At 57.1% G+C, this 24,512-nt stretch carries 19 protein-coding genes; 10 read left to right on the top strand and 9 right to left on the bottom strand.

What is annotated here, in order from left to right; genetic code table 11:
• Positions 1-3 precede the first annotated feature (3 nt).
• Complete coding sequence (locus CUC55_RS14995) at positions 4-1,614, bottom strand: ABC transporter substrate-binding protein (RefSeq protein ID WP_067647034.1); 1,611 nt, start codon at positions 1,612-1,614, stop codon at positions 4-6.
• Between the two features lie 358 nt (positions 1,615-1,972).
• Here CUC55_RS14995 and CUC55_RS14990 point away from each other — a divergent pair, with 358 nt between their 5' ends.
• On the top strand, positions 1,973-2,569 hold the full coding sequence (locus CUC55_RS14990) for a hypothetical protein (protein WP_103088372.1): 597 nt from the start codon (positions 1,973-1,975) through the stop codon (positions 2,567-2,569).
• Between the two features lie 49 nt (positions 2,570-2,618).
• Here CUC55_RS14990 and CUC55_RS14985 read toward each other — a convergent pair whose 3' ends face one another.
• The 4 genes from CUC55_RS14985 to secA all read right to left on the bottom strand — a co-directional run bounded on the left by CUC55_RS14985 (position 2,619) and on the right by secA (position 8,408).
• Complete coding sequence (locus CUC55_RS14985) at positions 2,619-3,890, bottom strand: GNAT family N-acetyltransferase (RefSeq protein WP_067647018.1); 1,272 nt, start codon at positions 3,888-3,890, stop codon at positions 2,619-2,621.
• 224 nt (positions 3,891-4,114) lie between these two features.
• On the bottom strand, positions 4,115-5,002 hold the full coding sequence (locus CUC55_RS14980) for a DMT family transporter (protein WP_067647015.1): 888 nt from the start codon (positions 5,000-5,002) through the stop codon (positions 4,115-4,117).
• Positions 5,003-5,174: 172 nt separating this feature from the next.
• Positions 5,175-5,510 carry a hypothetical protein gene (locus tag CUC55_RS14975; RefSeq protein ID WP_067647342.1) on the bottom strand — a complete coding sequence of 112 codons (336 nt, stop codon included), beginning with the start codon at positions 5,508-5,510 and terminating at the stop codon, positions 5,175-5,177.
• A 183-nt stretch (positions 5,511-5,693) separates the two neighbouring features.
• The gene (gene secA, locus CUC55_RS14970) at positions 5,694-8,408 is read right to left on the bottom strand and encodes a preprotein translocase subunit SecA (RefSeq protein WP_103088371.1); all 2,715 of its coding nucleotides are present in this window, start codon (positions 8,406-8,408) and stop codon (positions 5,694-5,696) included.
• A 243-nt stretch (positions 8,409-8,651) separates the two neighbouring features.
• On the opposite strand from secA, the gene CUC55_RS14965 reads away from it, so the two are divergent.
• From CUC55_RS14965 to CUC55_RS14945, 5 genes are all read left to right on the top strand, one after another.
• Positions 8,652-9,527: a peptidylprolyl isomerase gene (locus tag CUC55_RS14965; RefSeq protein ID WP_067647007.1), complete on the top strand. Its 876-nt coding sequence runs from the start codon at positions 8,652-8,654 to the stop codon at positions 9,525-9,527.
• A 79-nt stretch (positions 9,528-9,606) separates the two neighbouring features.
• Positions 9,607-10,848 (top strand): bifunctional glutamate N-acetyltransferase/amino-acid acetyltransferase ArgJ, encoded by a 1,242-nt coding sequence (argJ, locus tag CUC55_RS14960; protein ID WP_103088370.1) that lies wholly within the window; start codon positions 9,607-9,609, stop codon positions 10,846-10,848.
• A gap of 3 nt (positions 10,849-10,851) precedes the next feature.
• Positions 10,852-11,637 carry a GNAT family N-acetyltransferase gene (locus tag CUC55_RS14955; protein ID WP_425352190.1) on the top strand — a complete coding sequence of 262 codons (786 nt, stop codon included), beginning with the start codon at positions 10,852-10,854 and terminating at the stop codon, positions 11,635-11,637.
• Positions 11,637-12,050, top strand: a complete 414-nt coding sequence (gene mutT / locus CUC55_RS14950) for an 8-oxo-dGTP diphosphatase MutT (protein WP_067647001.1) — start codon at positions 11,637-11,639, stop codon at positions 12,048-12,050. The genes CUC55_RS14955 and mutT overlap by 1 nt, the downstream gene beginning before the upstream one ends.
• A gap of 131 nt (positions 12,051-12,181) precedes the next feature.
• Positions 12,182-12,502: a hypothetical protein gene (locus CUC55_RS14945; protein ID WP_067646998.1), complete on the top strand. Its 321-nt coding sequence runs from the start codon at positions 12,182-12,184 to the stop codon at positions 12,500-12,502.
• A 109-nt stretch (positions 12,503-12,611) separates the two neighbouring features.
• Here the strand turns inward: CUC55_RS14945 and CUC55_RS14940 are convergent, their stop codons facing one another.
• The 4 genes from CUC55_RS14940 to CUC55_RS14925 all read right to left on the bottom strand — a co-directional run bounded on the left by CUC55_RS14940 (position 12,612) and on the right by CUC55_RS14925 (position 18,562).
• Entirely contained in the window at positions 12,612-15,749 is a 3,138-nt protein-coding gene (locus tag CUC55_RS14940) for an efflux RND transporter permease subunit (RefSeq protein ID WP_103088369.1), read from the bottom strand.
• A 9-nt stretch (positions 15,750-15,758) separates the two neighbouring features.
• Positions 15,759-16,898, bottom strand: a complete 1,140-nt coding sequence (locus tag CUC55_RS14935; RefSeq protein WP_245417772.1) for an efflux RND transporter periplasmic adaptor subunit — start codon at positions 16,896-16,898, stop codon at positions 15,759-15,761.
• Positions 16,899-16,972: 74 nt separating this feature from the next.
• Complete coding sequence (locus CUC55_RS14930) at positions 16,973-17,530, bottom strand: TetR/AcrR family transcriptional regulator (protein WP_103088367.1); 558 nt, start codon at positions 17,528-17,530, stop codon at positions 16,973-16,975.
• A 90-nt stretch (positions 17,531-17,620) separates the two neighbouring features.
• A complete protein-coding gene (locus CUC55_RS14925) occupies positions 17,621-18,562 on the bottom strand; it encodes a hydrogen peroxide-inducible genes activator (RefSeq protein WP_103088366.1) in 942 nt (313 codons plus the stop codon).
• Positions 18,563-18,751: 189 nt separating this feature from the next.
• On the opposite strand from CUC55_RS14925, the gene katG reads away from it, so the two are divergent.
• The 4 genes from katG (at position 18,752) to CUC55_RS14905 (ending at position 24,509) form a co-directional block, all read left to right on the top strand.
• Entirely contained in the window at positions 18,752-20,941 is a 2,190-nt protein-coding gene (gene katG, locus CUC55_RS14920; RefSeq protein WP_103088365.1) for a catalase/peroxidase HPI, read from the top strand.
• Between the two features lie 345 nt (positions 20,942-21,286).
• Positions 21,287-21,793 carry a putative pterin-binding protein gene (locus CUC55_RS14915; RefSeq protein ID WP_103088432.1) on the top strand — a complete coding sequence of 169 codons (507 nt, stop codon included), beginning with the start codon at positions 21,287-21,289 and terminating at the stop codon, positions 21,791-21,793.
• Positions 21,794-21,802: 9 nt separating this feature from the next.
• On the top strand, positions 21,803-23,734 hold the full coding sequence (locus CUC55_RS14910; protein ID WP_103088364.1) for a putative bifunctional diguanylate cyclase/phosphodiesterase: 1,932 nt from the start codon (positions 21,803-21,805) through the stop codon (positions 23,732-23,734).
• Between the two features lie 79 nt (positions 23,735-23,813).
• Positions 23,814-24,509 carry an FkbM family methyltransferase gene (locus CUC55_RS14905; RefSeq protein ID WP_103088363.1) on the top strand — a complete coding sequence of 232 codons (696 nt, stop codon included), beginning with the start codon at positions 23,814-23,816 and terminating at the stop codon, positions 24,507-24,509.
• Positions 24,510-24,512: the final 3 nt, after the last annotated feature.

Raw genomic sequence — 24,512 nt, 5'->3', positions numbered from 1 at the left:
AACCTACCCCTCAACGACGGTATCTGCCCAGTTGGACACCGCCCAGCGAGGATTGGACGCGACGTTGTCCACCGTGTCGCGCGCGACGGTGATGAAGCCCCATTCGGCAACGTTGATCAACGGGAGGTCCTCCGTGACCCTCCTCTGGAATTGCTTGTAAAGCTCGGTGCGGGTCTTTTCATCGGTCGTCTCGGCGGCCTTGTCGATCAGCGCATCCAGTTCCTTGTTCTCGTAGCCGCCCTGGTTGGAAAAGCCGACGCCGGCAGGGGTGCCTGACTTAACGAGGATGGTGGTGGAAATGGCAGGGTCACCCCGGAAGACAGGCGGCGCGACGGCAAGATCGAAGGCGTGGTCCGTATAGACCGCTTTCTGGTGTGCGGCGGAATCATTGTTGACGATCTCGGCCTTGATGCCGATTTCCGCCAGCGCCTGACGCAGATAGGCTCCGAACTGTTTGGTCTCGTTGAAATAGGGCGCGGGCAGAAGCTTCAGCGAAAAGCGTGTGCCATCGGCACCGCGCTTGTAACCGGCCTCATCCAGGAGCGTATTGGCCTTGTTCACGTCGAAGGGATAGGTTTCGACATCCGATGTGAAGAATTGCGGTGCGTTTTTGGGAACCGGACCGGTGGAGATGCTGGCGTAACCCAGGAAGACCGTATCGACGACCAGCTTCTTGTCGATGGCGTGGGCGATGGCCTGACGTACCTTCAGGTCGGCCAGTTCCTTGCGGCGATGGTTGATTTCCACGACCAGCTGATAGGTCAAGGCTTCATAGCCATCGGCGATGACCTTGAGGCCGGGCTCCTTGGCAATGCGGGCGAGATCAGACAGGGGAACGGCAGAGAAGGCGGCAAGCTGAATTTCTTCAGCCTCGAGTGCGGAGGCAGCGCCAGCGCGATCCGGCAATACGCGGTAGATGATTTCATCGAGCTTCGGAGCGGTCTTGGCCCAATATTTGTCATAACGCGTCAGGCGGTAATATTCCCCGGGCTTGTATTCCGCAAACACAAAAGGCCCGGTGCCGACGGGTTTGGTGTTGGCAGGATTGGTGGCGATATCCGTGCCCTCATAGAGGTGTTTGGGGATGACGCTGGTGACGACAGGCAAGGCGTTGCGGATCAGCTGGAACGGTGTCGGCTTGGAGAAGCGGAAAATCGCAGTGTGATCATCAGGGGTATCGACCGTGTCCAGATTGGCGAAAACCAGACGCCCAAGGTTCTGGAGAGGCTTCCAAACCGAAAGGGCCGAGAAGGCGACGTCGGCGGATGTGAACGGCTTGCCATCGTGCCATGTTACTCCTTCGCGCAGCTTGAAAGTGGCGCTGAGACCATCCTCAGACCCTTCCCAACTGGTGGCAAGGCGTGGCTCCAGCCCATCCTTGCCCTTGTAGGATGCTTCCGCCAGGGGCTCGATGATCTTGCTGGAAATGTAGAAAACGCCGTTGGATGCGACGATAGCAGGGTTGAGGTTCTTTGGTTCGGAATCCGCCGCCACCACCAGCCGTCCGCCTCTGCCAGCCGCCCAGGCAACGCCGGAATGCACAAGCGCTGTCGAGGCCGCCAGCAGGGCCGTTGTCTTCAAGAGGGAACGTCGGGAAAACGTGGTGAGGGACATGGCAGACTCCGGAAAGAAGCGGCTGTCGAGACGCCGCAGGGTGCAGTGTAAAGCTTCGCGAAGCCCAGTGTCCACGACAATTCAAAGGCTGGACAGCAAAGATCGACGCGCGCCGAGCTACAGGCAGGATCAGTATTGCAAGCCGTTGATGATAAGGGGAAATCTTTACCTGCGACAGCGGCGATACGTGCCGGTGATGTCTCTCATCGGGTCAGCGTCAAGGTTTAGCATCATGGAATATTAGTTATCGCTAAAAATTACTCTTTNCTATTAAAGCAAAATCTTATATATTATTTCTTCCAGTGGGTTAGAACGAGAGACAAAGTCCAACCCGACCCACGAGAAGGAGGAGAGAGCCATGAGAAAANTAACATCTTCTTTATTCATCACCGCTTGTCTGGCATTGCCGTTTCAGGCGCAGGCATTGGATGTGAATGTAGGCGGCGTGAGCGCCAGCGTCGGCGGTAACGACCGTGGCGGTGTCAGTGCCAGCGCCTCTGTGGGCGGCAGTGGCGNCATCAATGCCGGGGCCAATGTCGGCGGGCGAAGCGGCGGTGGCCTCGGTGCTGACGTCAGCGCGTCGGTTGGCGGAAGCAACGGCATCAATGCCAATACAAGCGCCAGCGTTGGTGGACGGAATGGCGTCAACGCCGATGTCAACGCATCGGTGGGCGGACGAAGCGGCGTGAATGTTAACGCCAATGTTGGTGCTGGCGCCGCATCCGGCATCGGCGTGGGTGTCGGCGTAGGCATTGGCAGCCCAAGTGTTCCAGGCGGTCCCGTCAACCCGGGTACGCTTCCTCGAGGTGCCGTTCGCGAAGCCATCAACTCTTACAACGACATGTCACGGTCGGAGCAGTTGCGACTGGCGAAACGTTGCGCGGATATTCTGGGAGGCGGATATGATGCTGCGCTGACGCAGCTATGCCGAATGATCAGGACAGCGTCTCGCTAACCGCGTCAAAAACGAAAAAGGGGTGTTCGCACCCCTTTTTTATGGCCAATCAACTGTTCTTGCGACCAAGAGACATGATCCGCTCGCGCAGGAGTTTCGCAAGATTTCGGGTATTGCGATACATGTGGACCTGGCCAGCCACCTGACGCACATCGCGGTCGCTGTTTTGCGTGAGACCGATGACGAGCGTACCCATCTCCGCCTTTTCGCTCCAGAAGCCGTCGAGATCGCGATCTTCATCCGCACCACAGCTATCCGTGCGCAGAATATTGGCGTCATCAAGATGCCATTCTGTCAATCGCTGCATCAGCAACCGGTCAATGGAATGGCGAGCGTGTGTTTCGCTGGTTGCCAGCTTCCAGACATAGGCTTCACCCATGGTGATGAACACCACCGCGGACGCGACGGCGGCACCATCCAGATTGAGGGTGTGAATGCGGACCGCGTCTATTTCAGCGAGATTGGTGATCGCTTCACGGGCAAAGGCGGGGCGATAGCGATCGCTGACGAGAGCGGAACGATTGCGGCCCTTGGACCCGCTGCCCTCCAGCGCCAGAAACTCCTCGGTGCGCAGCCTGATGTCCTGCGGCTGTCTAGCCACATCATAGGTCATCGCGCCGACGGTTTCCAGATCCTGCCAATGCTTTTTCAACGCATGCAGATGAGCCGGTGGCAGGGTGTCTCGCAGGTAAATGCCGGCATCAACCTTGCTTTCCAGCATCATGCGGCGATGTGGTTCGGCTGTGGCGAGAGGCAAGTTTCGGCTGAGCGCGATGGCCTTGATCATGCGCACGAAAGCACCGTCCAGCCGAAGCTGCGGAAGAACCAGAATGTTCGGCAGGCGAAGCTCCGGCTGCAACAGCGCATCGAGCAGATTATCGATGGTCTCGGCAGCACCTTCTGAATCGACCAGAGGTGTCCCGAGCGGACCGAAGGGATTCGCCCAGACGCGCAAAATGGAAGGGCCGACCGAGAAGCCGGGCTTTTCCACGGTAAAAGGCATGAGAAGGCGCATGCGGCTGCGCGCGCCGTTTTCATCGCGCATCAGGGCAAAACGCACGGAACGTTCATCCACGCGCGGCATCGCTGGCGCCAGAAGCTTGCCGGTGAAGAAGATGTTGGGCTCCATCACCCGGTTGGACAGGAAATCAAGCTCTTCCTGAAGATCGTAGCCGAGTTGTGCCGGATAGATACAGAACTCCCGCCCGGCGCGACCGACGCGCAAGCTGCTGTCTGCCGTGGGCCGATCCGACGCTGTTTTTGCCAACAGCAGTGCGAAACGCTCGTCTCGCATATCTGGGTCGTTCGGATCGCTTGCCATGCCTGTCTTATAACCGTCTTTCTCGTGCTTTCCGTGACAGCGTATCTGCCGAAAGCCGCGTTTTCTTATGGGACACGACCTTTGCAGGGAGGTCTGATCCCTACCATGTTTTNGGTTGATAGACCCAGACTATTTCAATCTTACATCGAAACGTTAACAATGTTGAGAGTATCGCTACCACTAAATATGAGTGAATTCTAAATGAAGGCCGTTTGGCTTGAGGTTTACGGCAAAAGGGGTGTTACTCTGCGTTTTGGATAAAGCCCAAGAACCAGAGCGCAGCCAGCGATAATGATGAATACGCCGAGGAGTTGTATCTGTGAAAGCGGCTCATCCAGCGCCACTGTGCCAACGATGACCGCGATGACAGTGACCACAAACTCCACGCTGATTGTTTTGGTTGCGCCGATAAGGGACACCAGCCGGAAATAGGTGACATAGGTGAGGGCGCTCATGATGATGGCGAGGCCGAACAGGTAAGCGAAGTCCTCGAGGCCGGGGGTGCCGGGAATGGGAACCACCACCAGAAACGGCAGCGTTATGATGCCACCCGCCAGAAATGAGCCGATCGTGATTTCCCATGATCCTGAGCCCTGGAGGTAGCGACTTGCATAATTGCTGCCAAACGCTGCGCAAATGCAGCCAAGAAGACAGGCGATGCAGCCGATGACAAAGGCGGTGGTGACGGGCACCGCAGGAAAACCGACGAGAATGATAATCCCGCTGAAACCCAGAGCCATGCCGAGCAGGCTCTGCGGCGATATTTTCTCGAGCCCCCAAACCTGGCCAATCAGCATGGAGAACAGCGGAATGCTGGCGACGAGAATGGCGGCCATGGCCGTTCCGATGACCGGCGTTGCATAGGACAGGCCAATGAGCTGACCTGCAACGGTGGTGGCGCCAACCGCTGCGAAGGCGCGCCAGCCTGCACTGAAATCCAGCTTTCGGCGCGAAACGCGCGCGACGATCAGAAGCGTGAAACTGGCAATGAAGCAACGCAGGGTGACTGCGCCCACCCAGCCGAATGCGGCAACGGCATGCAACACCAAAAGGAACGATAATCCCCACGCAACGGCGAGAAAGAGATAGGCGGCCAGTTCCGAGGGCTTCATGTCGTTATGTCTCAGCAATCACAGCGGAAAGCCAACGGTTACGAGAGGTTACGCATACCGTCAAATGAATTTTAGTGGATGCTTTACCTGCGTGGTCTGCCCGCCCGACACATTCTCGTGAGAGGTTTCTGGCACGTAAGATTTTTCGGCCAGACGACGCAGGTGGCAGCGATCACTCTTCGATGGTGTATTCGCCAAGCTCACAGAGATTTTGTGTATCGGTCGTCGTGTCGAGGTCGTCGCTGCCTTGAAACTCGAAGCGCATATCGTATTTGCAGACATCTCGACCGTCGGCGATGGTGATTTCGATGCTCTCGCCGGGATTGAGGGTCTGGTTGCCGAAGACATCGCCTTCCCAGCTGCGCTGGCCAACCGGTGATGTGAAGAAATGGGTCAGCACCGAGTTGGTGCCGTTCTTCAATTCGAATGTCAGGTCCTCCGCAAGTGCAGGCATTGCGAACGTGAATATCGCGAGAGCGGCTATGAATGCAGATTTGAAATGGGTCATGTGGGTGTCCGCCCGTTTGAGGTACAGACGCTTTCTAGGCAGAAAATCGCAGGCAGTTAAGAGCGAATCGGAAGCTGTACGCGACCATTTTTGGCCGACGCCAGATATTCGCAGACAAATGCAAACGNNCCGCGGAGAGATGCCGCGGGCCGTTTGCATTTCATAGGTTTTTTCGAGCCTGTATCAGGCCTGTTCGAAAATTCCGTGGCAATGCTTGTATTTCTTGCCGGAACCGCATGGGCAGGCTTCGTTACGGCCAATTTTACCCCATGTGGCGGGATTGTTGGGGTCGCGCTGCTCTGGCGGAACGAAGGTGTCGGCTGCGCCCTGGCCATGCTGAGCAAACTCGTCTTCGCCGGTGATCGGGTCAAGATGGTGGGCCGTCATTTCCGGCAGTTCAGGCTGCGGAGGATCGCGCACCAGTTCCACGCGCATCAACTGAGCCGTGACTTCTTCACGCAGGTTGGACAAGAGCGCCTGGAAAAGCTCGAAAGCTTCCGCCTTGTATTCCTGCAAAGGATCACGCTGGGCATAACCACGGAAACCGACGACGGAGCGCAGGTGATCGAGGTTGACGATGTGTTCGCGCCACAGGTGATCGATGGTCTGGAGGATGACCGAGCGCTCGACATAGGTCATGACGTCAGGGCCGAAACGCTCCGCCTTGTCAGCCATGGTCTTGTCTGCGGCTTCGGTAACGCGCTGCATGATATCGTCTTCGGCGATGCCCTCTTCCTTGGCCCAATCTTCCACGGGAAGATCAAGGTTAAGGAAACGCTCGACACCGGCTTTCAGGCCAACAATGTCCCACTGTTCAGCATAGGCATTTNCCGGCACGTGCTTGGTAACGAGCGCTTCGATGACTTCGTTGCGCATGTCGGCAGCCGTTTCACCGATATTGTCGGCTTCCATCAGCTCCAGACGCTGGTCGAAGATGACCTTGCGCTGGTCGTTGAGAACGTCGTCATACTTCAGAAGGTTCTTGCGGGTTTCGAAGTTGCGGGCTTCGACCTTTTTCTGCGCGCGTTCCAGAGCCTTGTTGATCCAAGGGTGGACGATGGCTTCGCCCTCCTTGAGACCCAGCTTCTGCAACATCGAATCCATGCGATCGGAACCGAAGATGCGCATCAGGTCATCCTGAAGCGAGAGATAGAATTTCGAGCGGCCCGGGTCACCCTGACGGCCGGAACGACCGCGCAGCTGGTTGTCGATACGGCGGCTTTCATGGCGTTCGGTCGCGATGACGAAAAGACCACCGGCGGCCAGCGCCCTGTCTTTCAGGACCTTGATCTCTTCACGGATTTTGCGTTCCGTGGCATCGCGCTCTTCGCCTGGCTCGACGCCTTCAAGCTCACGCTCGAGACGCATGTCGACGTTGCCGCCGAGCTGGATGTCGGTACCGCGACCAGCCATGTTGGTGGCGATGGTGACAGCGCCCGGCACACCGGCCTGCGACACGATATAGGCTTCCTGCTCGTGATAACGGGCATTCAGAACCTGGAAATTCTCAAAGCCGGTCTGACGGAGCATGGTGGCCAGAAGTTCGGACTTCTCAATCGACGTCGTGCCGACGAGAACCGGCTGGTCGCGCTCGTGTGCGGCCTTGATCTGTTCGATGATCGCCTTGAACTTCTCTTCGCCGGTCCGGTAGACTTCGTCGTCTTCATCGATACGCTGGATCGGCAGGTTGGTTGGAACCTCGATGACATCGAGACCATAGATGTTGTTGAATTCTTCAGCTTCCGTCGAGGCCGTACCGGTCATGCCGGCGAGCTTCTTGTACATGCGGAAGTAGTTCTGGAAGGTGACGGAAGACAGCGTCTGGTTTTCCGGCTGGATCTGGACCTTTTCCTTGGCTTCAAGAGCTTGGTGCTGACCTTCGGAATAACGGCGACCGGGCATCATGCGACCGGTGAATTCGTCGATGATGACGATTTCATCGTTTCGGACGATGTAGTCCTTGTCACGCTGGAACAGCTTGTGAGCCTTCAGCGCGTTGTTGATGTGGTGAACGATCGCGACGTTTTCGATGTCGTAAAGCGATTCGCCCTTGAGAAGGCCAGCGTCACGCAGCAGGTTTTCCAGCTTTTCGGTGCCGTCTTCGGAGAAGTTGGCCGAACGCTGCTTTTCATCGATTTCGTAATCTTCCGGCGATAGCATCGGAATGAAAGCGTCGATGGTGTTGTAGAGATCGGAACGGTCGTCCAGCGGACCGGAGATGATGAGCGGCGTTCGCGCCTCGTCCACCAGAATGGAGTCGACTTCGTCGACGATGGCGTAGTGGTGGCCACGCTGCACCATCTGCGGCTTGTCGTATTTCATGTTGTCGCGCAGATAATCGAAGCCAAGCTCGTTATTCGTCGCGTAGGTGATGTCGCAGGCGTAAGCCGCGCGGCGCTGGTCGTCATCCAGTCCGTGGACGATGACCCCGGTGGTCAGGCCCAGGAAGTTGTAGAGGCGCGCCATGGTGGCGGCGTCGCGCTGGGCGAGGTAATCGTTGACGGTAACGACGTGGACGCCTTTGCCNTCGAGGNCATTGAGGTAGACGGCGAGTGTCGCGACCAGCGTTTTACCTTCACCGGTCTTCATTTCCGAGATGTCGCCGGAGTGAAGAATCATCGCGCCGGTCAACTGCACGTCGAAGGGGCGCATGCCAAGAACGCGGCGGGACGCTTCACGCGCCACCGCAAAGGCAGGCACGAGAAGGCTGTCGAGCGATTTGCCCTCGGCGAGCTGCGCGCGGAATTCAACCGTTTTTGCAGCCAGCGCCTCGTCGGAAAGGGCTTTCATTTCCTCTTCGAGTGCGCTGATGGCGCCGATATTGCTACGATAGGAGCGAACGCGGCGATCATTTGCCGAGCCGAACAACTTGCGGGCGATTCCGCCGAGACTGACCATCTTAGTGGCCCTTTCTGAAATTCCGTTTTTTCCAGGGGGNTGGCGGTCTGGCACTGTAATAAAACACAAATGACAAACTTGACCCTGAAACGTATCTGGACGCGAGGTTACGCGACAGATAAGAGGGGGGNCAAATGATGTCAACGGTTCTGCCCGTTACAGAATGGCCACATTCCGGTGTTTGGAAGTTTTTTCAGCCGGAAAACCACGTCTGGAGCCGGCATTGTCTCCGAAAGGTTTAATATGTTGCGCTATAATAGAATTGCGGCTGCTGTTATCGTGGCCACCCTTGGTCTTCAGTTTCCCGCTTTCGCGCAGGAAGATGCCGTTGTCGCAAAGGTCGGTGATCTGGAAATCCGCCAGTCCGAACTCGATCTCGCCATGAGCAACCTCGATCCGCAGCTTGCACAGCTTCCTGATGAACAGAAGAAGGTTGCTGCTCTCTCCGGCGCCATCGACGTGAAGCTTCTGGTAAAGGACGCGACTGCCGAAGGTCTGGAAAAGACCGACGACTTCAAGAAGCGTCTCGCTTTCATCACCGACCGCGAACTGCACAACGCATATTTCCGCAAGCACGTGGTTGATGCTGTGACCAATGAAGAGGTCAAGGCACGTTACGAGAAGGAAGTGGCTGCGCTTCCGAAGGAAGACGAAATCAAGGCTGCCCACATTCTGGTTGCGACTGAAGAAGAAGCCAAGGAAGTGATCAAGCAGCTGGACGCTGGCAAGGACTTTGCAGCGCTCGCCAAGGAAAAGTCGACCGATTCCAACAAGGATGATGGCGGCGATCTCGGCTGGTTCGGCAAGGGCCGCATGGTTCCTGAATTTGAAGAAGCTGCGTTCGCTCTCGAAAAGGGTGCCTACACCAAGACCCCGGTCAAGTCGCAGTTCGGCTTTCACGTCATCAAGCTGGAAGACAAGCGCGTTGCGCCGCCACCAGCATACGAGCAGGTCGAAGCACAGGTTCGTCAGCTCGTCATGCGCGACAAGTATGTTGCCCTGATCGAAAAGGCGAAGGCCGAACAGAAGATCGACATTCCCGATGAGGCAATGCGCAAGGCTTACGAAGATGCCAGCAAGCAGCAGGCCGCTGAGCCACCTGCACCTGCGCAGCAGTAATTCTCCGCAATTTACGGGGCGGCGATGAGCCGCCCCGTTTTCATTTTATCTCGTCCCGACAAATGCAGGTTCTCCGCCAATGTCCGCTGCCGTTTCTCCGCTCGCCCCNAAATCCTATCCAGAGATGCCTGCCGTTCGCGGTGTGCGAATGGCAACGGCTGCCGCTGGTATCAAATACAAAAACCGCACCGATGTTCTGTTGATGGTGTTCGATGAACCCGCCAGCGTCGCAGGCGTTTTTACCAAATCGAAATGCCCATCCGCTCCTGTCGATTTCTGCCGAGCCAATCTGGCGCAGGGCGTTGCCCGCGCCGTGGTCGTCAATTCCGGCAACGCCAATGCCTTTACTGGCGTCAAGGGTCGGGCCGCGACTGAGCTGACGGGGAAATCCGCAGCTGAGGCCGTGGGCTGTGCAGCAAACGAAGTGTTTCTCGCTTCGACCGGTGTCATCGGTGAGCCGCTCGACGCCACGAAGTTCGCGGGCGTTCTCGGCCAGATGAATACGGATGCCAAGGGTGACTTCTGGCAGGAGGCCGCCAAGGCTATCATGACCACGGACACGTATCCGAAGGTCGCCACACGCACAGCCGAGATCGGTGGCGTCACCGTCACCATCAACGGCATCGCCAAGGGTGCGGGCATGATTGCGCCAGACATGGCGACGATGCTGTCCTTTGTCGTGACCGATGCGGATATCGCGCCCACTGCCTTGCAGGCGCTGTTGGCCGCAGGCGTTGGCCCGACGTTCAATTCGGTGACTGTTGATAGCGACACATCCACCTCCGACACGTTGATGCTGTTTGCAACAGGTGCGGCCCGTGCCGACGGACAGGTGCGTATCGAGACGGCTGAAGACTCCAGGCTCGGCTCGTTCCGTGAAGCACTGAACGATGTGTTGAAAGACCTTGCGTTGCAGGTCGTTCGCGATGGCGAGGGCGCGCGCAAGATGGTGGAAATCACCGTGACAGGCGCCGAAAATGACGCGGCAGCCAAGAAGATCGCTCTGTCCATCGCCAACTCGCCGCTGGTCAAGACGGCGGTAGCAGGTGAAGACGCCAACTGGGGCCGTGTCGTCATGGCCGTCGGCAAGTCCGGCGAGATGGCGGACCGCGACCGCCTTGCAATCTGGTTCGGCCATGTTCGTGTGGCCGTCAACGGCGAGCGCGACGCGGATTATTCCGAGGCTGAAGCCACTGCCGTGATGAAAANCCAGGATATTCCAGTCAAGGTGGATATTGGTCTCGGCAACGGCACGGCAACCGTGTGGACCTGCGATCTGACCAAGGAATATGTCGAAATCAACGGCGATTATCGGAGCTGATCAGTGGGGTCTAACGATATCCAGAGTGCTCCTGTCAATCTACCGCTCGTGCGGCGTCTCGAGGCTGTCAGCTTCCGTGCATGGCCGGCGTCTTCCGTCATCTATGATGGCAGCTGGCAGATAAGACTGACGGGTTCGCATCCGTCGAAGCGGATCAATTGTGTCGTGCCGCTCGATCCATCCGACTACGGTAATTGCAGCCTTCGGCTGGAAAAGGCCCGCAAACGCTTCGAGGACTTCGGGCGGCCGCTGATCGTGCGTGAAACGACGCTGATGCCGCCTCAACTGCGCGAGCATCTTTTGGACGACGGTTGGGCTGTGTTCGAGAACGTCGACGTCATGACAGCGGATCTCGCCTCTGCCGAACTGCCTGAGACCATGGCGCATCTTCCAAGCCATGATATTGGACGCTTCGTGGAAGCCAGTCTGAAGGTCAGTGGCGACGACCCGTCCTTGCGTTCCGCCATCGCCGAGATCGTCAGCTCCATCAAGCCGACGCTTGGGCTGTTTACCAAGGAAGAGGTGGAAGGCGAGCCACAGGCCACCGTGATCTGCGTTCAGGACAACGATCTGGCGGGTATTTTGTCGCTGGATGTCGATGCAGCGATCAGGCGGCAGGGAACGGCCACGCAAATCCTCACCTCCGCGCTCCGCTGGGCGCGCATCAGCGGAGCCAAGACCGCATGGCTGCAAGTGGTTTCCACCAATGTGCCAGCGGTGGCGCTTTATGAGAAATTCGGTTTTTCCACAGCCTATACGTATCGCTACTGGCGCAAGGATGCGGCCTGATGGCTGACGCTGGGCGAAACATTCTTCTGGTGGCAGCCTGCGCACTGATCGACACCGATGGCCGCATTCTGCTGGCGCAAAGGCCTGAAGGCAAGTCGCTTGCCGGTCTATGGGAGTTTCCCGGCGGCAAGGTCGAAAGCGGCGAAACACCCGAGGAAACGCTTGTTCGAGAACTGGAAGAAGAGCTTGGCATCAAGACCAAGATCGCCTGTCTCGCGCCGCTGACCTTTGCCAGCCATACCTATGAGACATTTCACCTTTTGATGCCCCTTTACGTCTGCCGTCGTTATGAGGGCATTCCGCGCGGTGCCGAGGGACAGGCGATCAAATGGGTCAAGCCGCAGGCTTTGCGAGATTACCCGATGCCGCCGGCCGATGAGCCGCTGATCCCCTATCTTCAGGACCTGCTGTAAACAATCCCGTGAATAAGGGCTCGTCTGGGCTTTGAACGTCTCAAAACGGGGCGTTATTAACCAATCGTTTATCACCCTCTGGCAAATTCAAAGACTGAACAATTGGTAAATGGCGCGTAGCGAGGCCTGGTATGAACGAGGATTTTTGGAAGACAGTCGAGGATCGTCAATCCTATTCGAAAAAGTCTCGTAGAATCGGTGTCGTCAACGTCGCCCTGCTGTTCGGCATGGCGGCAATCGCACTTTCGCTAATCGTAACCCCCATGCTGGCAGGCAAAACCCCGCCTGCGCGTTTTGCCCAGACGCCCGACAATTTCGATATGATCAGCACCGGCTCGATCAATCGCGGCGACGCGGCCAAGAAATCTTACAGCATTCGTCGCAGCGTAACCCAGCCAATGCCGGGTTCGGTCTGCATCGTCGATGGCTACGCTGGCGGCCAGGGCTGCTGATTTCCACGCAATGTTTTAACATCCTGACACCTCCCCATTTCTGAATACATGCGTGAGGGAAGACATGCAGAAACGCCGCAGACGATGTCTGCGGCGTTTCTTTTTTTGATCAAGGCTGAGTTGCCTTCGGCTCTTCCGGCGGCGTCTCCGCCTCCGGGCGTTTCGTCCGCATCAGTTTCAGGACGAAGACGAAGAATGCCGGGACGAAGAAGACGGCCAGGATCGTTGCCGAGATCATGCCGCCAAGAACGCCGGTACCGATGGCATTCTGGCTGGCAGCGCTCGGGCCGGTGGCGATGGCCAGCGGCACCACGCCGAGCGTGAAGGCGAGCGAGGTCATGATGATCGGCCGGAAGCGGACCTTTGCGGCGAGGACCGCGGATTCCATCAGCGTTTTTCCTTCCGCATAATAATCCTTGGCGAACTCCACGATAAGGATCGCGTTTTTGGCCGAGAGCCCGATGATGGCGATCAGGCCTACCTTGAAGTAGATATCGTTGGGCATATCCCGAAGAAGGACCGCCAGCACCGAGCCGATGATGCCAAGGGGCANGACCAGCATCACCGCAAGCGGGATGGACCAGCTTTCGTAGAGACCTGCCAGCAGCAGGAACACGAAGAGGATGCTGAGGCTGAACAGGAACGGCGCCTGCGAGCCGGACTTGATCTCTTCCAGGGCTTGGCCCGTCCATTCGTAGCCGATGCCAGCGGGAAGTTCGGAAGCAAGACGTTCCATCTCTGTGATAGCCGCACCTGTCGAATTTCCCGGCGCAGGCGCGCCCGAAATACGGATGGTCGGATATCCGTTGTAGCCGACGACCTGCGGAGAGCCCTTCTGCCACTGCGCGATGGCAAACGAGCTGAGAGGCACCATGCCGCCGCTGGCATTGCGCACGTTCAGCTTCAACAGATCCTCGACCTGAAGACGGTCACGGTCCTGCGCCTGAACGACGACGCGCTGCATGCGTCCGGCATTTGGAAAGTCGTTGATGTAGGACGATCCAAGGTTGGCGGTGATGGTGTTGTTGATATCGGCGAAGGTGACGCCGAATGTGTTGGCTTTCTCGCGGTCGATCACCAGCATGATCTGCGCAGCATCCGGCAAGCCTTCGATGCGCATTCCAGCCAGAACAGGGCTTTTGCTTGCCTTCTGCATCAATTCGCCAGCGGCGGCAGACAGTGCTGCCTGGCCGATGCCATTGCGGTCCTGCAAGCGGAAGGAGAAGCCGCCAGATGTGCCGAAGCCTTCAATGGGCGGCGGAGACAGCGCGAAGGTCTGCGCATCCTTTAGCCCGAACAGCTTCATGTTGGCGCGGTTGGCGATGTCCTGAGCCGAATTATCGGCTCCTCTTTCGCTCCAGTCCTTCAAGGTAATGAAGGCCAGTGCCGCATTGGCACCGTTACCGGAGAAGCTGAAGCCCTGAATAGCAACGACGTCCTTTACCGAAGGTTCGTCCTTGAAGATTTTCTCGATCTGTTCGATGGAGGCAACCGTGCGGTTGGCACTGGCTTCCGGCGGCCCCTGAATATCCACGATCAGGAAGCCCTGATCCTCATCCGGCACGAAGGCGCTGGGAAGGCTGACGAAGAGATAGCCGAGACCGGCGACCAGCGCGAGATAAATGACCATCATCCGCCCTGCACGACGCGCACCGCCCGTTGCCGCCTTGGTGTAGCCATTCGTCAGGCCATCGAACTTCCTGTTGAACCAGCCGCCAAGACCGCGCTTCTCATGGTGGCCCTGCTTGATGGGCTTGAGGAAGGTGGCGCAAAGAGCTGGTGTCAAAGACAATGCGAGGAAGGCGGAGAACAGGATGGACACGACCATCGTCAAGCTGAACTGACGATAGATGATACCGGTCGATCCGGGGAAGAACGCCATGGGTATGAACACGCAGGCCAGAACCAGCGTGATGCCGAGAATGGCACCGGTGATCTGCTTCATGGCCTTTTGCGTTGCAGCCTTCGGCGACAAGCCTTCTTCGGCCATGATGCGCTCGACATTTTCCACGACGACGATGGCGTCATCCACCAGAATGCCGATGGCGAGAACCATGGCGAACATGGTCAGAACGTTGATGGAAANCCCGGTGGCATACATGACCGCGCAGGTGCCCAGCAGCGCCACCGGAACCACCAGCGTGGGAATGACCGTGTAGCGGAAGTTTTGCAGGAAAACGAACATCACGATGAAGACGAGGACGATGGCCTCGACCAGTGTGTGCAACACTTTTTCGATGGAGGCCGAAACGAAGGGACTTGTATCGTAGGGAACGGCATAGGCGACACCGCTCGGGAAGAAGCGTGATAGTTCTTCCAGCTTGGCCGAGACGGCTTTAGACGTTGCGACGGCATTGCCGGTGGAGGAAAGCTGGATACCCACGGCAGCGCTGGCCTGTCCGTTCAGACGGCTGGAAANGTTGTAGGTCTCCGCGCCAAGCTCGATGCGGGCGACATCCTTCAGTCGCACGCTACTGCCATCCGGGTTGGCGCGCAGGACGATGTTGCCGAACTCTGCTGGATCGGTCAGCTGTCCCTTGACCAGAACGGTTGCGGTCAAATCCTGACTGACGGGATTGGGCGCTGCGCCGATCTGGCCAGCGGCAACCTGCGCATTTNGGGCGGTGATTGCGCTGTTGATATCTCCAGCCGTGAGGTTGAGGCCAACAAGCTTGTCGGCATCGATCCAGACGCGCATGGCGCGTTGGGATGAGAAGAGTTGCGCTCGACCGACACCTTCGATGCGGCGCAGTTCACCCAGCACGTTGCGGTTGAGATAGTCGCCCAGCGCTACCTCGTCCATCGTGCCATCGGTTGAGGTCAGCGTGATGAACATAAGGAAGCCAGAGGAGGCTTCTTCCACTGTCACACCCTGTGCCGCAACGGCAGAGGGAAGACGTGCCTCGACGCGGCGGATGGCGTTCTGCACATCGACCGAGGCCTGATTGATGTTTGTGCCAGCTTCGAATGTGGCGTTGATGGAGACCTGACCGGACGTATCCGAGGTAGATTCGAAGTACATCAGTCCTTCGACGCCGTTCAACTCATCTTCGATGAGCCGGGTGACGCCTTGGTAGATATCCTGCGGCGAAGCGCCGGGATAGGTGGTCGAAATCGTCAATTGCGGCGGTGCGACCTTCGGGTACTGCGCAATCGGCAGGAAGGGCAGGGCAATGACGCCCGCAATGGAAATGAACAGCGCAAAGACCCAGGCGAGGATCGGCCGTCTTATGAAGAGCTGTGCCATGAAAGGACCTTACTGCTTTGGTGCTTGCGCCGGTGTCTCGGCTGTTTGTTCCGGCTGCCATGGTTCCGGCTTGATCTTGCCGCCGGGCTGGACCTTCTGGGCACCGTCGACCACGACTTTTTCGCCAGCGGTCAAACCTTTTTCGACCACCCATTCGGTTTCAAGCGCCTGACCGAGTTCGATAGGGCGTGCTTCCGCTGTATCGCCCTTGACGACATAGACCAGCGGCTTGCCATCGGCATTGCGAATGATCGAGCGTTGGGGAACGGTGACGGCGTTTTCACGAACGGCCTGCTCGATTCTGACCCGCACATACATGCCGGGAAGCAGATCGCGGCGGGCGTTGGGAAACTCCGCCCGCAACGTGACCTGACCGGTGGTGGAATCCACGCTGGCGCTGGCAAACAACAAACGACCGGGTTCCGGGTACATCGAACCATCATCGAAANCCAGCCGGACGCTGGCCTGACCGGGGCCCGGGCTCGCCAGTTTCCCGTCATCGACAGCACGTCTCAGCGCCATCATATCCTGCGCCGACTGGGTGAAATCGGCGTAGCTTGGATCGATCTGCTGGATCAAAGCGAGGTTCTGCGTACCATCGGCAGTGACTAGGGCGCCTTCGGTGACCAGTGCGCCGCCGATGATGCCGGAGATCGGCGCGCGGACCTCGGTGTAGTCGAGGTTTATACGTGCTTCGTCCAGCGCGGCCTGCTGAAGTGCAACATCGGCATCCGCCTGAGCGAGATTGACGGCTGCCGTATCGTAATCGATGCCGGTCGATACGTTGCGTTCACGCAGGTTTTNCTGACGTTCCAGTTGCTGGCGCGCATTGCTCTGCGTTGCCTGGGCGCGCTGCAAGGAAGCTTCTGCGCTGGCAACACGAACTTTGAACAATCGAGGATCGATGCGGTAGAGGACATCGTCCTTCTTGACCAGCGTTCCCTGCTCGAACACGCGTTCAAGCAAGATGCCGGAAACCCGTGCGCGAACTTCGGCCACGCGTGTCGCGGCGATACGGCCCGGAAGCTCGTTGACAACAGGCACCGACTTCGCCGTCAGTTCCAGCACGCCGACGGCAGGGGGCGGCATCTGCGCGCCTTCCTGCGCGTGAACAATCGTCGGTGCCGCCAGTACGAAGGCGGCAGTCATCAAGGTTAGCAGTCGCGGCAGAGTGGTTCTGCTGTGCATCGTATAGTCCTCATCATATCACCCGCAGGTGATCGTCATGTTTCGTCTGGAAAGGTTGAGTAAATAGAACGAATATCGTTGAGGATTGCCAGTCTGTCTTCTGGGTCCCATTGGTGAAAATCGAAATATTCCGTGCAGCAGAAGCCGGTCAACGCCAGATAAGCGATCAGGGCTGCTCTGGGTCTTTTGCCTTTTNCCATGGCGGCAAGATCCTGGCGGGTCCAGTCGCTCATGCGGTCGTGGATTTTCTCTTCGCTCGACATGGCCGCACTGATGGCAAGGCAAACCGCCTTGTCTGTATCATCTGGCACCTTTTCGGCCACCGCAATGCGACCGAACAGTTCGGGGTGCGGCAGGTGACTGCTGCCATTGATGGCGGCCTGTACACGTTCTTCTTCCGACGCAAGGCGCCTTTCGATCAGCGCTTCAAGCAAAGCGGACTTGGATTTGTGATCGTAGACGACACGCGATTTGCTGACGCCCGCTTCCTGTGCCACGGCATCGATGGAAAATCCGGTCGCACCAGCACGCAGGACGACCCTTTCGGCGGCGTCCAGAATGTCATCCGTGCTGATTTNACGTGTTCTTGCCATAATGATTGGGTCCTGAAGCTGAAATTTTAAATACGAACGTTCGTGTTTTAAAGCAAGTGTATAAATATCACGATATTTTGTGTAAGAAAATCAAATACTTGCAGAAATTATTGATGGTCGAAGAGCATTGTTCATTTCCCGCATACCAGTTGCTGAGGTGCGAATGACCTCTGAAATTTCAAGCAATTGCTTGCCGATGGGCGTTGCACTGCGCCAGATCATGCCGATGGTTCTGATCGGTGCGGGGGCGTCGAAATGCGACACAGAGACATGGGCAGAGCGCGTTTCCATGGGAACGGCCATTTCCGGGATGAGCGTTACGCCGATGCCGGCGCTGACCATCTGCACCAATGTTGATAGCGAACTGCCTTCCATGACCTCTCTTGGCTGCGATGAGCCGACATTGCAAAAGGACAGGGCTTGATCGCGGAAACAATGACCTTCTTCCAGCAGCAGCAATCGCATTTCCGGAAGTGCCGTGCGTTCAGGTACAGGCTTGCCACCATCCTGATGCCGCCTGACCAGCACGAATTCCTCATCGAAGAGCTTCGATTCCATCAGAGACGGTTCCGATATCGGCAAAGCCACGATTGCCAGATCGAGATCGCCCTGTTTCAACTCTTCGAGCAATTTGGCGGTTTGCGTCTCGCGCACCCGGATTTCGATGCCATCAAACGTTCTGTTGAGATCATTGATGATTGTGGGAAGCAGATAGGGCGCGATGGTCGGAATGACGCCGATCCGAAGGCGCGACAGGAACGAGTTTTTCGACGCGCGTGCCAGTTCCCCCAGCTCGTTCACGTCGCGCAGGATCTGACGCACACGCAAGGCGAATGTCTGCCCGAAAGCGGTGAGTTTGATCTCTTTCGCGCCCCGCTCGAAANGATCATGCCCGACCTCCTGCTCCAGTTCCTTGATCTGCATCGAAAGCGCGGGCTGGGAGATGGCGCAGACTTCCGCTGCGATCCGAAACCGCTTGTGGTGTGCCAATGCCTCGAAATAGCGCAGCTGCTTCAACGTCAAATTTTTCATAAGCTGAGCTTATCGCGTCAATCAGTAAATCCAACTTAAATTTATGGCGCTTGGTCGTTAAAAGGTCTTGTGGCGAGGTTACATTTCACTTCGTGTCGTGGTTTTCCGCGATAAAGGTCAACTGAAATCCTGCAATTTTGACAATAACAGCTTTTTTAACGTCCACTCAAANGTGACATGGAGACTATCATGGATCAGAAANCCGACAGCGCGGGCAAGTGTCCCGTGGCCCACGGCCAGACACCCAAAGCCGTTCGAACGAACCGTGATTGGTGGCCGAACCAGCTCAACATTCAAATCCTGCATCACGGCTCGTCCCTTTCTGATCCGTTGGGCAAGGACTTCGATTATGCCGAAGCGTTCAAGGCGCTCGATCTGAATGCTGTGAAGGCCGATCTCCACGCCCTGATGACGGATTCTCAGGAATGGTGGCCCGCCGACTTTGGTCACTATGGTGGTCTGTTCATCCGCATGGCCTGGCACAGTGCTGGTACATACCGCATCACCGATGGTCGTGGCGGTGCCGGCGCCGGTCAGCAGCGTTTTGCGCCGCTCAACAGCTGGCCTGACAACGCCAACCTCGACAAGGCCCGGCGCCTTCTTTGGCCGATCAAACAGAAATACGGCAACAGCATTTCCTGGGCCGATCTGATGATCCTGACCGGCAACGTCGCGCTGGAATCCATGGGCTTCAAGACATTCGGCTTTGCCGGTGGTCGCGCAGACGTCTGGGAGCCGGAGGAGCTCTTCTGGGGTCCCGAAGGCACATGGCTCGGCGATGAGCGTTACAGCGGCGAACGCGAACTGGCGGAACCGCTGGGCGCGGTTCAGATGGGTCTGATCTACGTTAATCCGGAAGGCCCAAACGGCAATCCCGATCCTATCGCCTCCGCCCGCGATATTCGTTCCACATTTGCCCGTATGGCAATGGACGACGAAGAGACGGTGGCGCTGATTGCAGGCGGCCACACCTTCGGCAAGACGCATGGTGCAGGCGATCCGTCCCTTATCGGCGCAGAGCCTGAAGGCGGCGAACTGGAAGCGCAGGGCCTAGGCTGGCACAACAAATTCGGCACGGGCATCGGCAAGGACACGACGACCGGTGGTCCGGAAGTGACGTGGACGCAGACACCGACGCAGTGGAGCAACTTCTTCTTCGAAAACCTCTTTGCTTTCGAATGGGAACTGACGACAAGCCCTGCCGGTGCCAAGCAATGGGTGGCGAAGAACGCTGATCCATCGATCCCCGATGCTTATGATCCACATACGAAGCATCTTCCAACCATGCTGACATCCGATCTGGCACTGCGTTTCGACCCTGCCTACGAGAAGATTTCGCGGCGCTTCCTTGAAAACCCGGACCAGTTTGCCGATGCTTTTGCCCGTGCATGGTTCAAGCTGACCCACCGCGACATGGGACCGAAGGCTCGCTATCTCGGACCGGAAGTGCCAGCCGAAGACTTGATCTGGCAGGACGTCATTCCATCGGTCGACCATCCGTTCGTCGATGATTCCGATATTGCCAATCTCAAGGCGAAGGTGCTGGCGACCGGTCTCAGCGTACAGGAACTGGTGTCGACAGCCTGGGCGTCGGCGTCTTCATTCCGTGGATCGGACAAGCGTGGCGGTGCCAACGGTGCCCGTATCCGTCTGGAGCCGCAGAAGAACTGGGAAGCCAACCAGCCTGAGCAGCTTGCCAAGGTTCTCAGCATTCTCGAAGACATTCAGAGCGGTTTCAATGCCGGCCAAACCGGCGGCAAGAAGATTTCGCTGGCTGACCTGATCGTTCTGGCCGGTGCGGCAGGTGTTGAAAAGGCGGCGAAGGCTGGCGGTCACGATATCACCGTTCCGTTTACGCCTGGCCGCACGGATGCGTCTCAGGAGCAGACGGACGTTGCGTCCTTTGCAGCACTCGACCCGCGCGCCGATGGCTTCCGCAACTTCGTCAACAAGGCTCGTCACCAGTTCATGAAGCCGGAAGAGGCGCTTGTGGACCGTGCGCAGCTTCTCACGCTGACAGGGCCGGAAATGACGACCCTTGTTGGCGGCTTGCGCGTTCTCAATGTCGGCAAGCCGGAACATGGTGTGTTGACCACGCGCCCGGAAACGCTGACCAACGACTTCTTCGTCAATCTTCTGGACATCGACCTGCAATGGGCGCCGGTTCAGGGACAGGAAGGCGTTTATGAAGCCCGCAGCCGCAAGACCAACGAAGCAAAGTGGACGGGAACGCGCGTCGATCTGATTTTCGGTTCGCATTCGCAGCTACGTGCCCTTGCGGAAGTCTACGCCTCGGCAGACGCAAANCAAAAGTTCGTGAAGGATTTCGTGGTTGCGTGGAATAAGGTCATGAACGCTGATCGGTTCGATCTCGTCTGACCAATGCCGATTCGTTGTTGTTAGACGACGGCACGATTTTACCGTTCAAATTTAACCTTAGATAGCACCGGGCGTGGCGACTGCCACGCCCGGTAACCATGTGTTTTGTTTTCCTAAACCATTTKGGGNTTTTTTTACGATTTCGCTAACCACAATCATCAACATTGGATAACCGTTACTATGCTTTGGGTGTGTCAGGGCAGGTCGTGGCAGCACGATCGAAATGGCATCAGGNNCCCAGGGTCCGGCAAGAAATCCGAATACTCGTATTGTATAAAATACTGATATAAGATTTTAGAAGAGCCTCCGGGTTAACCAAGAGTTCTATCGAGGGACAAGACGATGATGGGTATCGTGCGGTTAGTTCTCAGTGCCGTTTTGGCGATCTGTTTTTTTNCTTACGCTCAGGCTGACGCGTTGCCGCAACCGACGGGTAAGCCTATCCTGACGATCTCGGGCAACATATCCAACACCAACGCAGACGCTGCTGCGAAATTCGACCGCGACATGCTGGAAGCCGTCGGTCTTGTAACGATCGAGACACATTCCCCGTGGTATGACGGGTTGACGCGTTTTGAGGGTGTTTCGCTGAAAAANCTGATGGATTTCGTCGGCGCCAAAGGCACCACGGTAACCGCCGTTGCACTGAACGATTATGTCAGTACGATTCCTATGGCGGATTTTGACAAGTTCAATGTAATACTGGCCATGAAGCGCGATGGGAACTATATGGAGGTTCGCGAAAAAGGGCCTTTATTTGTGATTTACCCTTACGATACAGCATCTGAACTTCAAACACAGACATATTATACCCGCTCCGCATGGCAGGTTGCAAAGCTTATAGTCGAGTAAAGGTGCCAATTGCGCAAAGTATTGGCGGTCATCATATGCTGCTTCGTGTTGGCGACAGGCTACATAGCCTATGTCATCGCGCAGCGGCAAACCGCACTGCAGAAATTCGCCAGATACAATGATTCTTGGGCGGTCAGTCAGACCGTCTCGGAATATCTGCGTCTTCAGAATAATCTTTATGGCTTCCTCGTAGACCCCGAAAACGTAACGCATGACGACCTGCGCTTGCGAATGGATCTGATGCTGGGCAGGCTCGAGCTTTTGAAACAGGGAAATCTGGGCGCGTTCATTGGCGGAAGGCCCGAATGGCGAAACCTCGTTACGCAGCTGAATGCGGTTCTGTCCGACCTCGACACGCGGATCGACACCCTGCAACCCCCTGCCGTCAGACCCATTCTGGAAGCGATGAAAGCGCTCGATGGCCCTTTGACGACGCTTGCCTCCTCATCCGTCGCCTATGATGTCGAAGTCGTAGACAATGCCCACTCCGAGGTCCGCCAGCTTCACACGATATTCTCCGCACTGGCGGGCGGTCTGATCGTCTGTGGTGTGGCGCTCATCCTGCTGTTGAACCGGCACAACAATTTGCTCGATGGTGCTCATAAGGAGATGCGCGGCCTGACGGATGATCTGCAGGCGGCCACGTTGGAGCTGAAGGACAACAATGCCCGCCTTGAGCATGATGCCTATCACGACGCTCTGACCGAACTGCCCAACCGTGCGCTGTTTCGCAAGGAGCTGAACGAAAGACTGGCGTCTGGAGGCGCTGGAACATCGATCATCCTGCTGCTGGATCTGGACGGTTTCAAGGACATCAACGATACGCTCGGCCATGATGTCGGCGATGCGCTTTTGCAGTCCGTGGCCGTGCGCCTGTCTGACATCCGCGAGGATGATGACATGGTATGCCGGCTCGGCGGCGACGAGTTTGCTTTCATAACCAGCGCCCGTGACGAAGAAGAAGCGCTCGTCTTTGCGGATACCCTGATTGCGCAGATAAGCGAACCCTACAATCTCGGGGATCTGGAAATCAAAATTGGTACCTGCGTGGGTATTGCCGTTTCCAGCGACGTGACGAATGCCGACGAGCTGTTCAAGCGTGCCGACCTTGCGCTTTACGAGTCGAAGCGGCTGGGGCCGGGCCGTGTCAGCGTTTNCCAGGATCATATGCAGCAGCAGCTGACCGAGAAAAGATCGTTTGAAGCGGACCTGCAAACCGCGGTTCAGAACAATGAGATGGAAGTCTATTATCAGCCGCAGATGCTGACGAAGACTCGCGAAATCTGCGGCTTCGAGGCTTTGCTGCGCTGGACGCACCCGGTTCGCGGCAGTGTTCCCCCGTCAGCGTTCATTCCCGTTGCGGAGCGGACCGGGTTGATCCATTCGCTGGGCAAATGGGCGATGGACACTGCGTGCCAGGAGGCCAAGACATGGAAGGGCGATCTCAAGATTGCGATCAACCTGTCCCCNGTCCAGTTTCACAGCACCAGCCTCATTCAAAACGTGGTGGATGCACTGGACAAGAGCGGGCTGGACGCCAGCAGGCTCGAACTCGAGATTACCGAGTCCGTGCTGCTCAACAAAAGCGACCAGACGCTCGACACGCTTGAAAAACTGAAAGATGTCGGCATAAAGATCGCCATGGACGATTTTGGAACCGGCTATTCGTCGCTTGGAAATCTGCGCGGCGTACCCTTCGACAAANTCAAGATCGACCAGTCGTTTCTGCGCGATGTTGCGACCGATACCGATGCGCTGGCCATTGTGGAATTCGTGGTCGGTATGGCCAAAAGCTTGAGAATGACGACGATTGCCGAGGGTATCGAAACGCAGGAGCAGTTCGATTGCATGTCCCGGTTGGGCTGTGACCAGATGCAGGGGTATCTGATCGGCCGACCAGGCCCTGCCGAAAAGCTCGATGTCTTCAGGCGTGTCAGCTGAGTGTTTCCATTTGTCCTTTTNATGAGGGCGAGACTTGTAATGGCGTTTATGCGTGGCTTCGCCACGAAGGGAAGTTGGAATGGAACGGCTTGACGTGCATGGGGTGAAGCTCGATCTGGCGCGGGACGAGGTTTCTCCCGTCATCTGGAAAGCGCTGGCTGATGGCAGCTATGAGGCCAAGGAAGCCCGCAGCATTCTCAAAGCCATCAAGCCGGGCGACCGTGTTCTTGAGTTGGGCTCCGGCATCGGCATCATCACCTCCATCATAGCCGGCATAAAGGATGTCATGGTCTGGGCGTTTGAGGCCAACCCGGGGACGGCGGCATTGGCTGAGCGGGTGATCAAGACCAATTGCGCCGATAATGTCGTGTTTTCGCAGGGGTTGCTGACCGCTCATGCCCCGCATGTTCACTCGTTTTATGTGCGCAAAGACCTCTGGATGTCATCCATGGATGAAAATCAGGGGCCATATGAGCACCGCATCGAAATCCCTTCGGAAANTATCGATGCGTTCATTGCGCAGCATCGCATCAACGCATTGGTCATGGATATCGAGGGAGCGGAGCACGATCTCCTGCAGAATGCGCAGCTTGCCGGTGTCGAGCGCATCTTCGTGGAACTGCACGACCACCTCTATAATCTGGCAGGCATTCGCGATATCACCCAGGCGCTTGCGCTGAAGGGGTATTCCTACGATCCACGCGGTTCTCGCGGACCGTGCGTCCTGTTTTCCAAGGACGACAGCAAACGGGAATATGATCCCGACGTGGACTGAAGC

The sequence above is a fragment of the Agrobacterium bohemicum genome (assembly GCF_002896715.1).
In the GTDB taxonomy this organism is placed as follows: domain Bacteria; phylum Pseudomonadota; class Alphaproteobacteria; order Rhizobiales; family Rhizobiaceae; genus Agrobacterium; species Agrobacterium bohemicum.
This window is presented reverse-complemented; position numbering and strand designations above follow the sequence as displayed.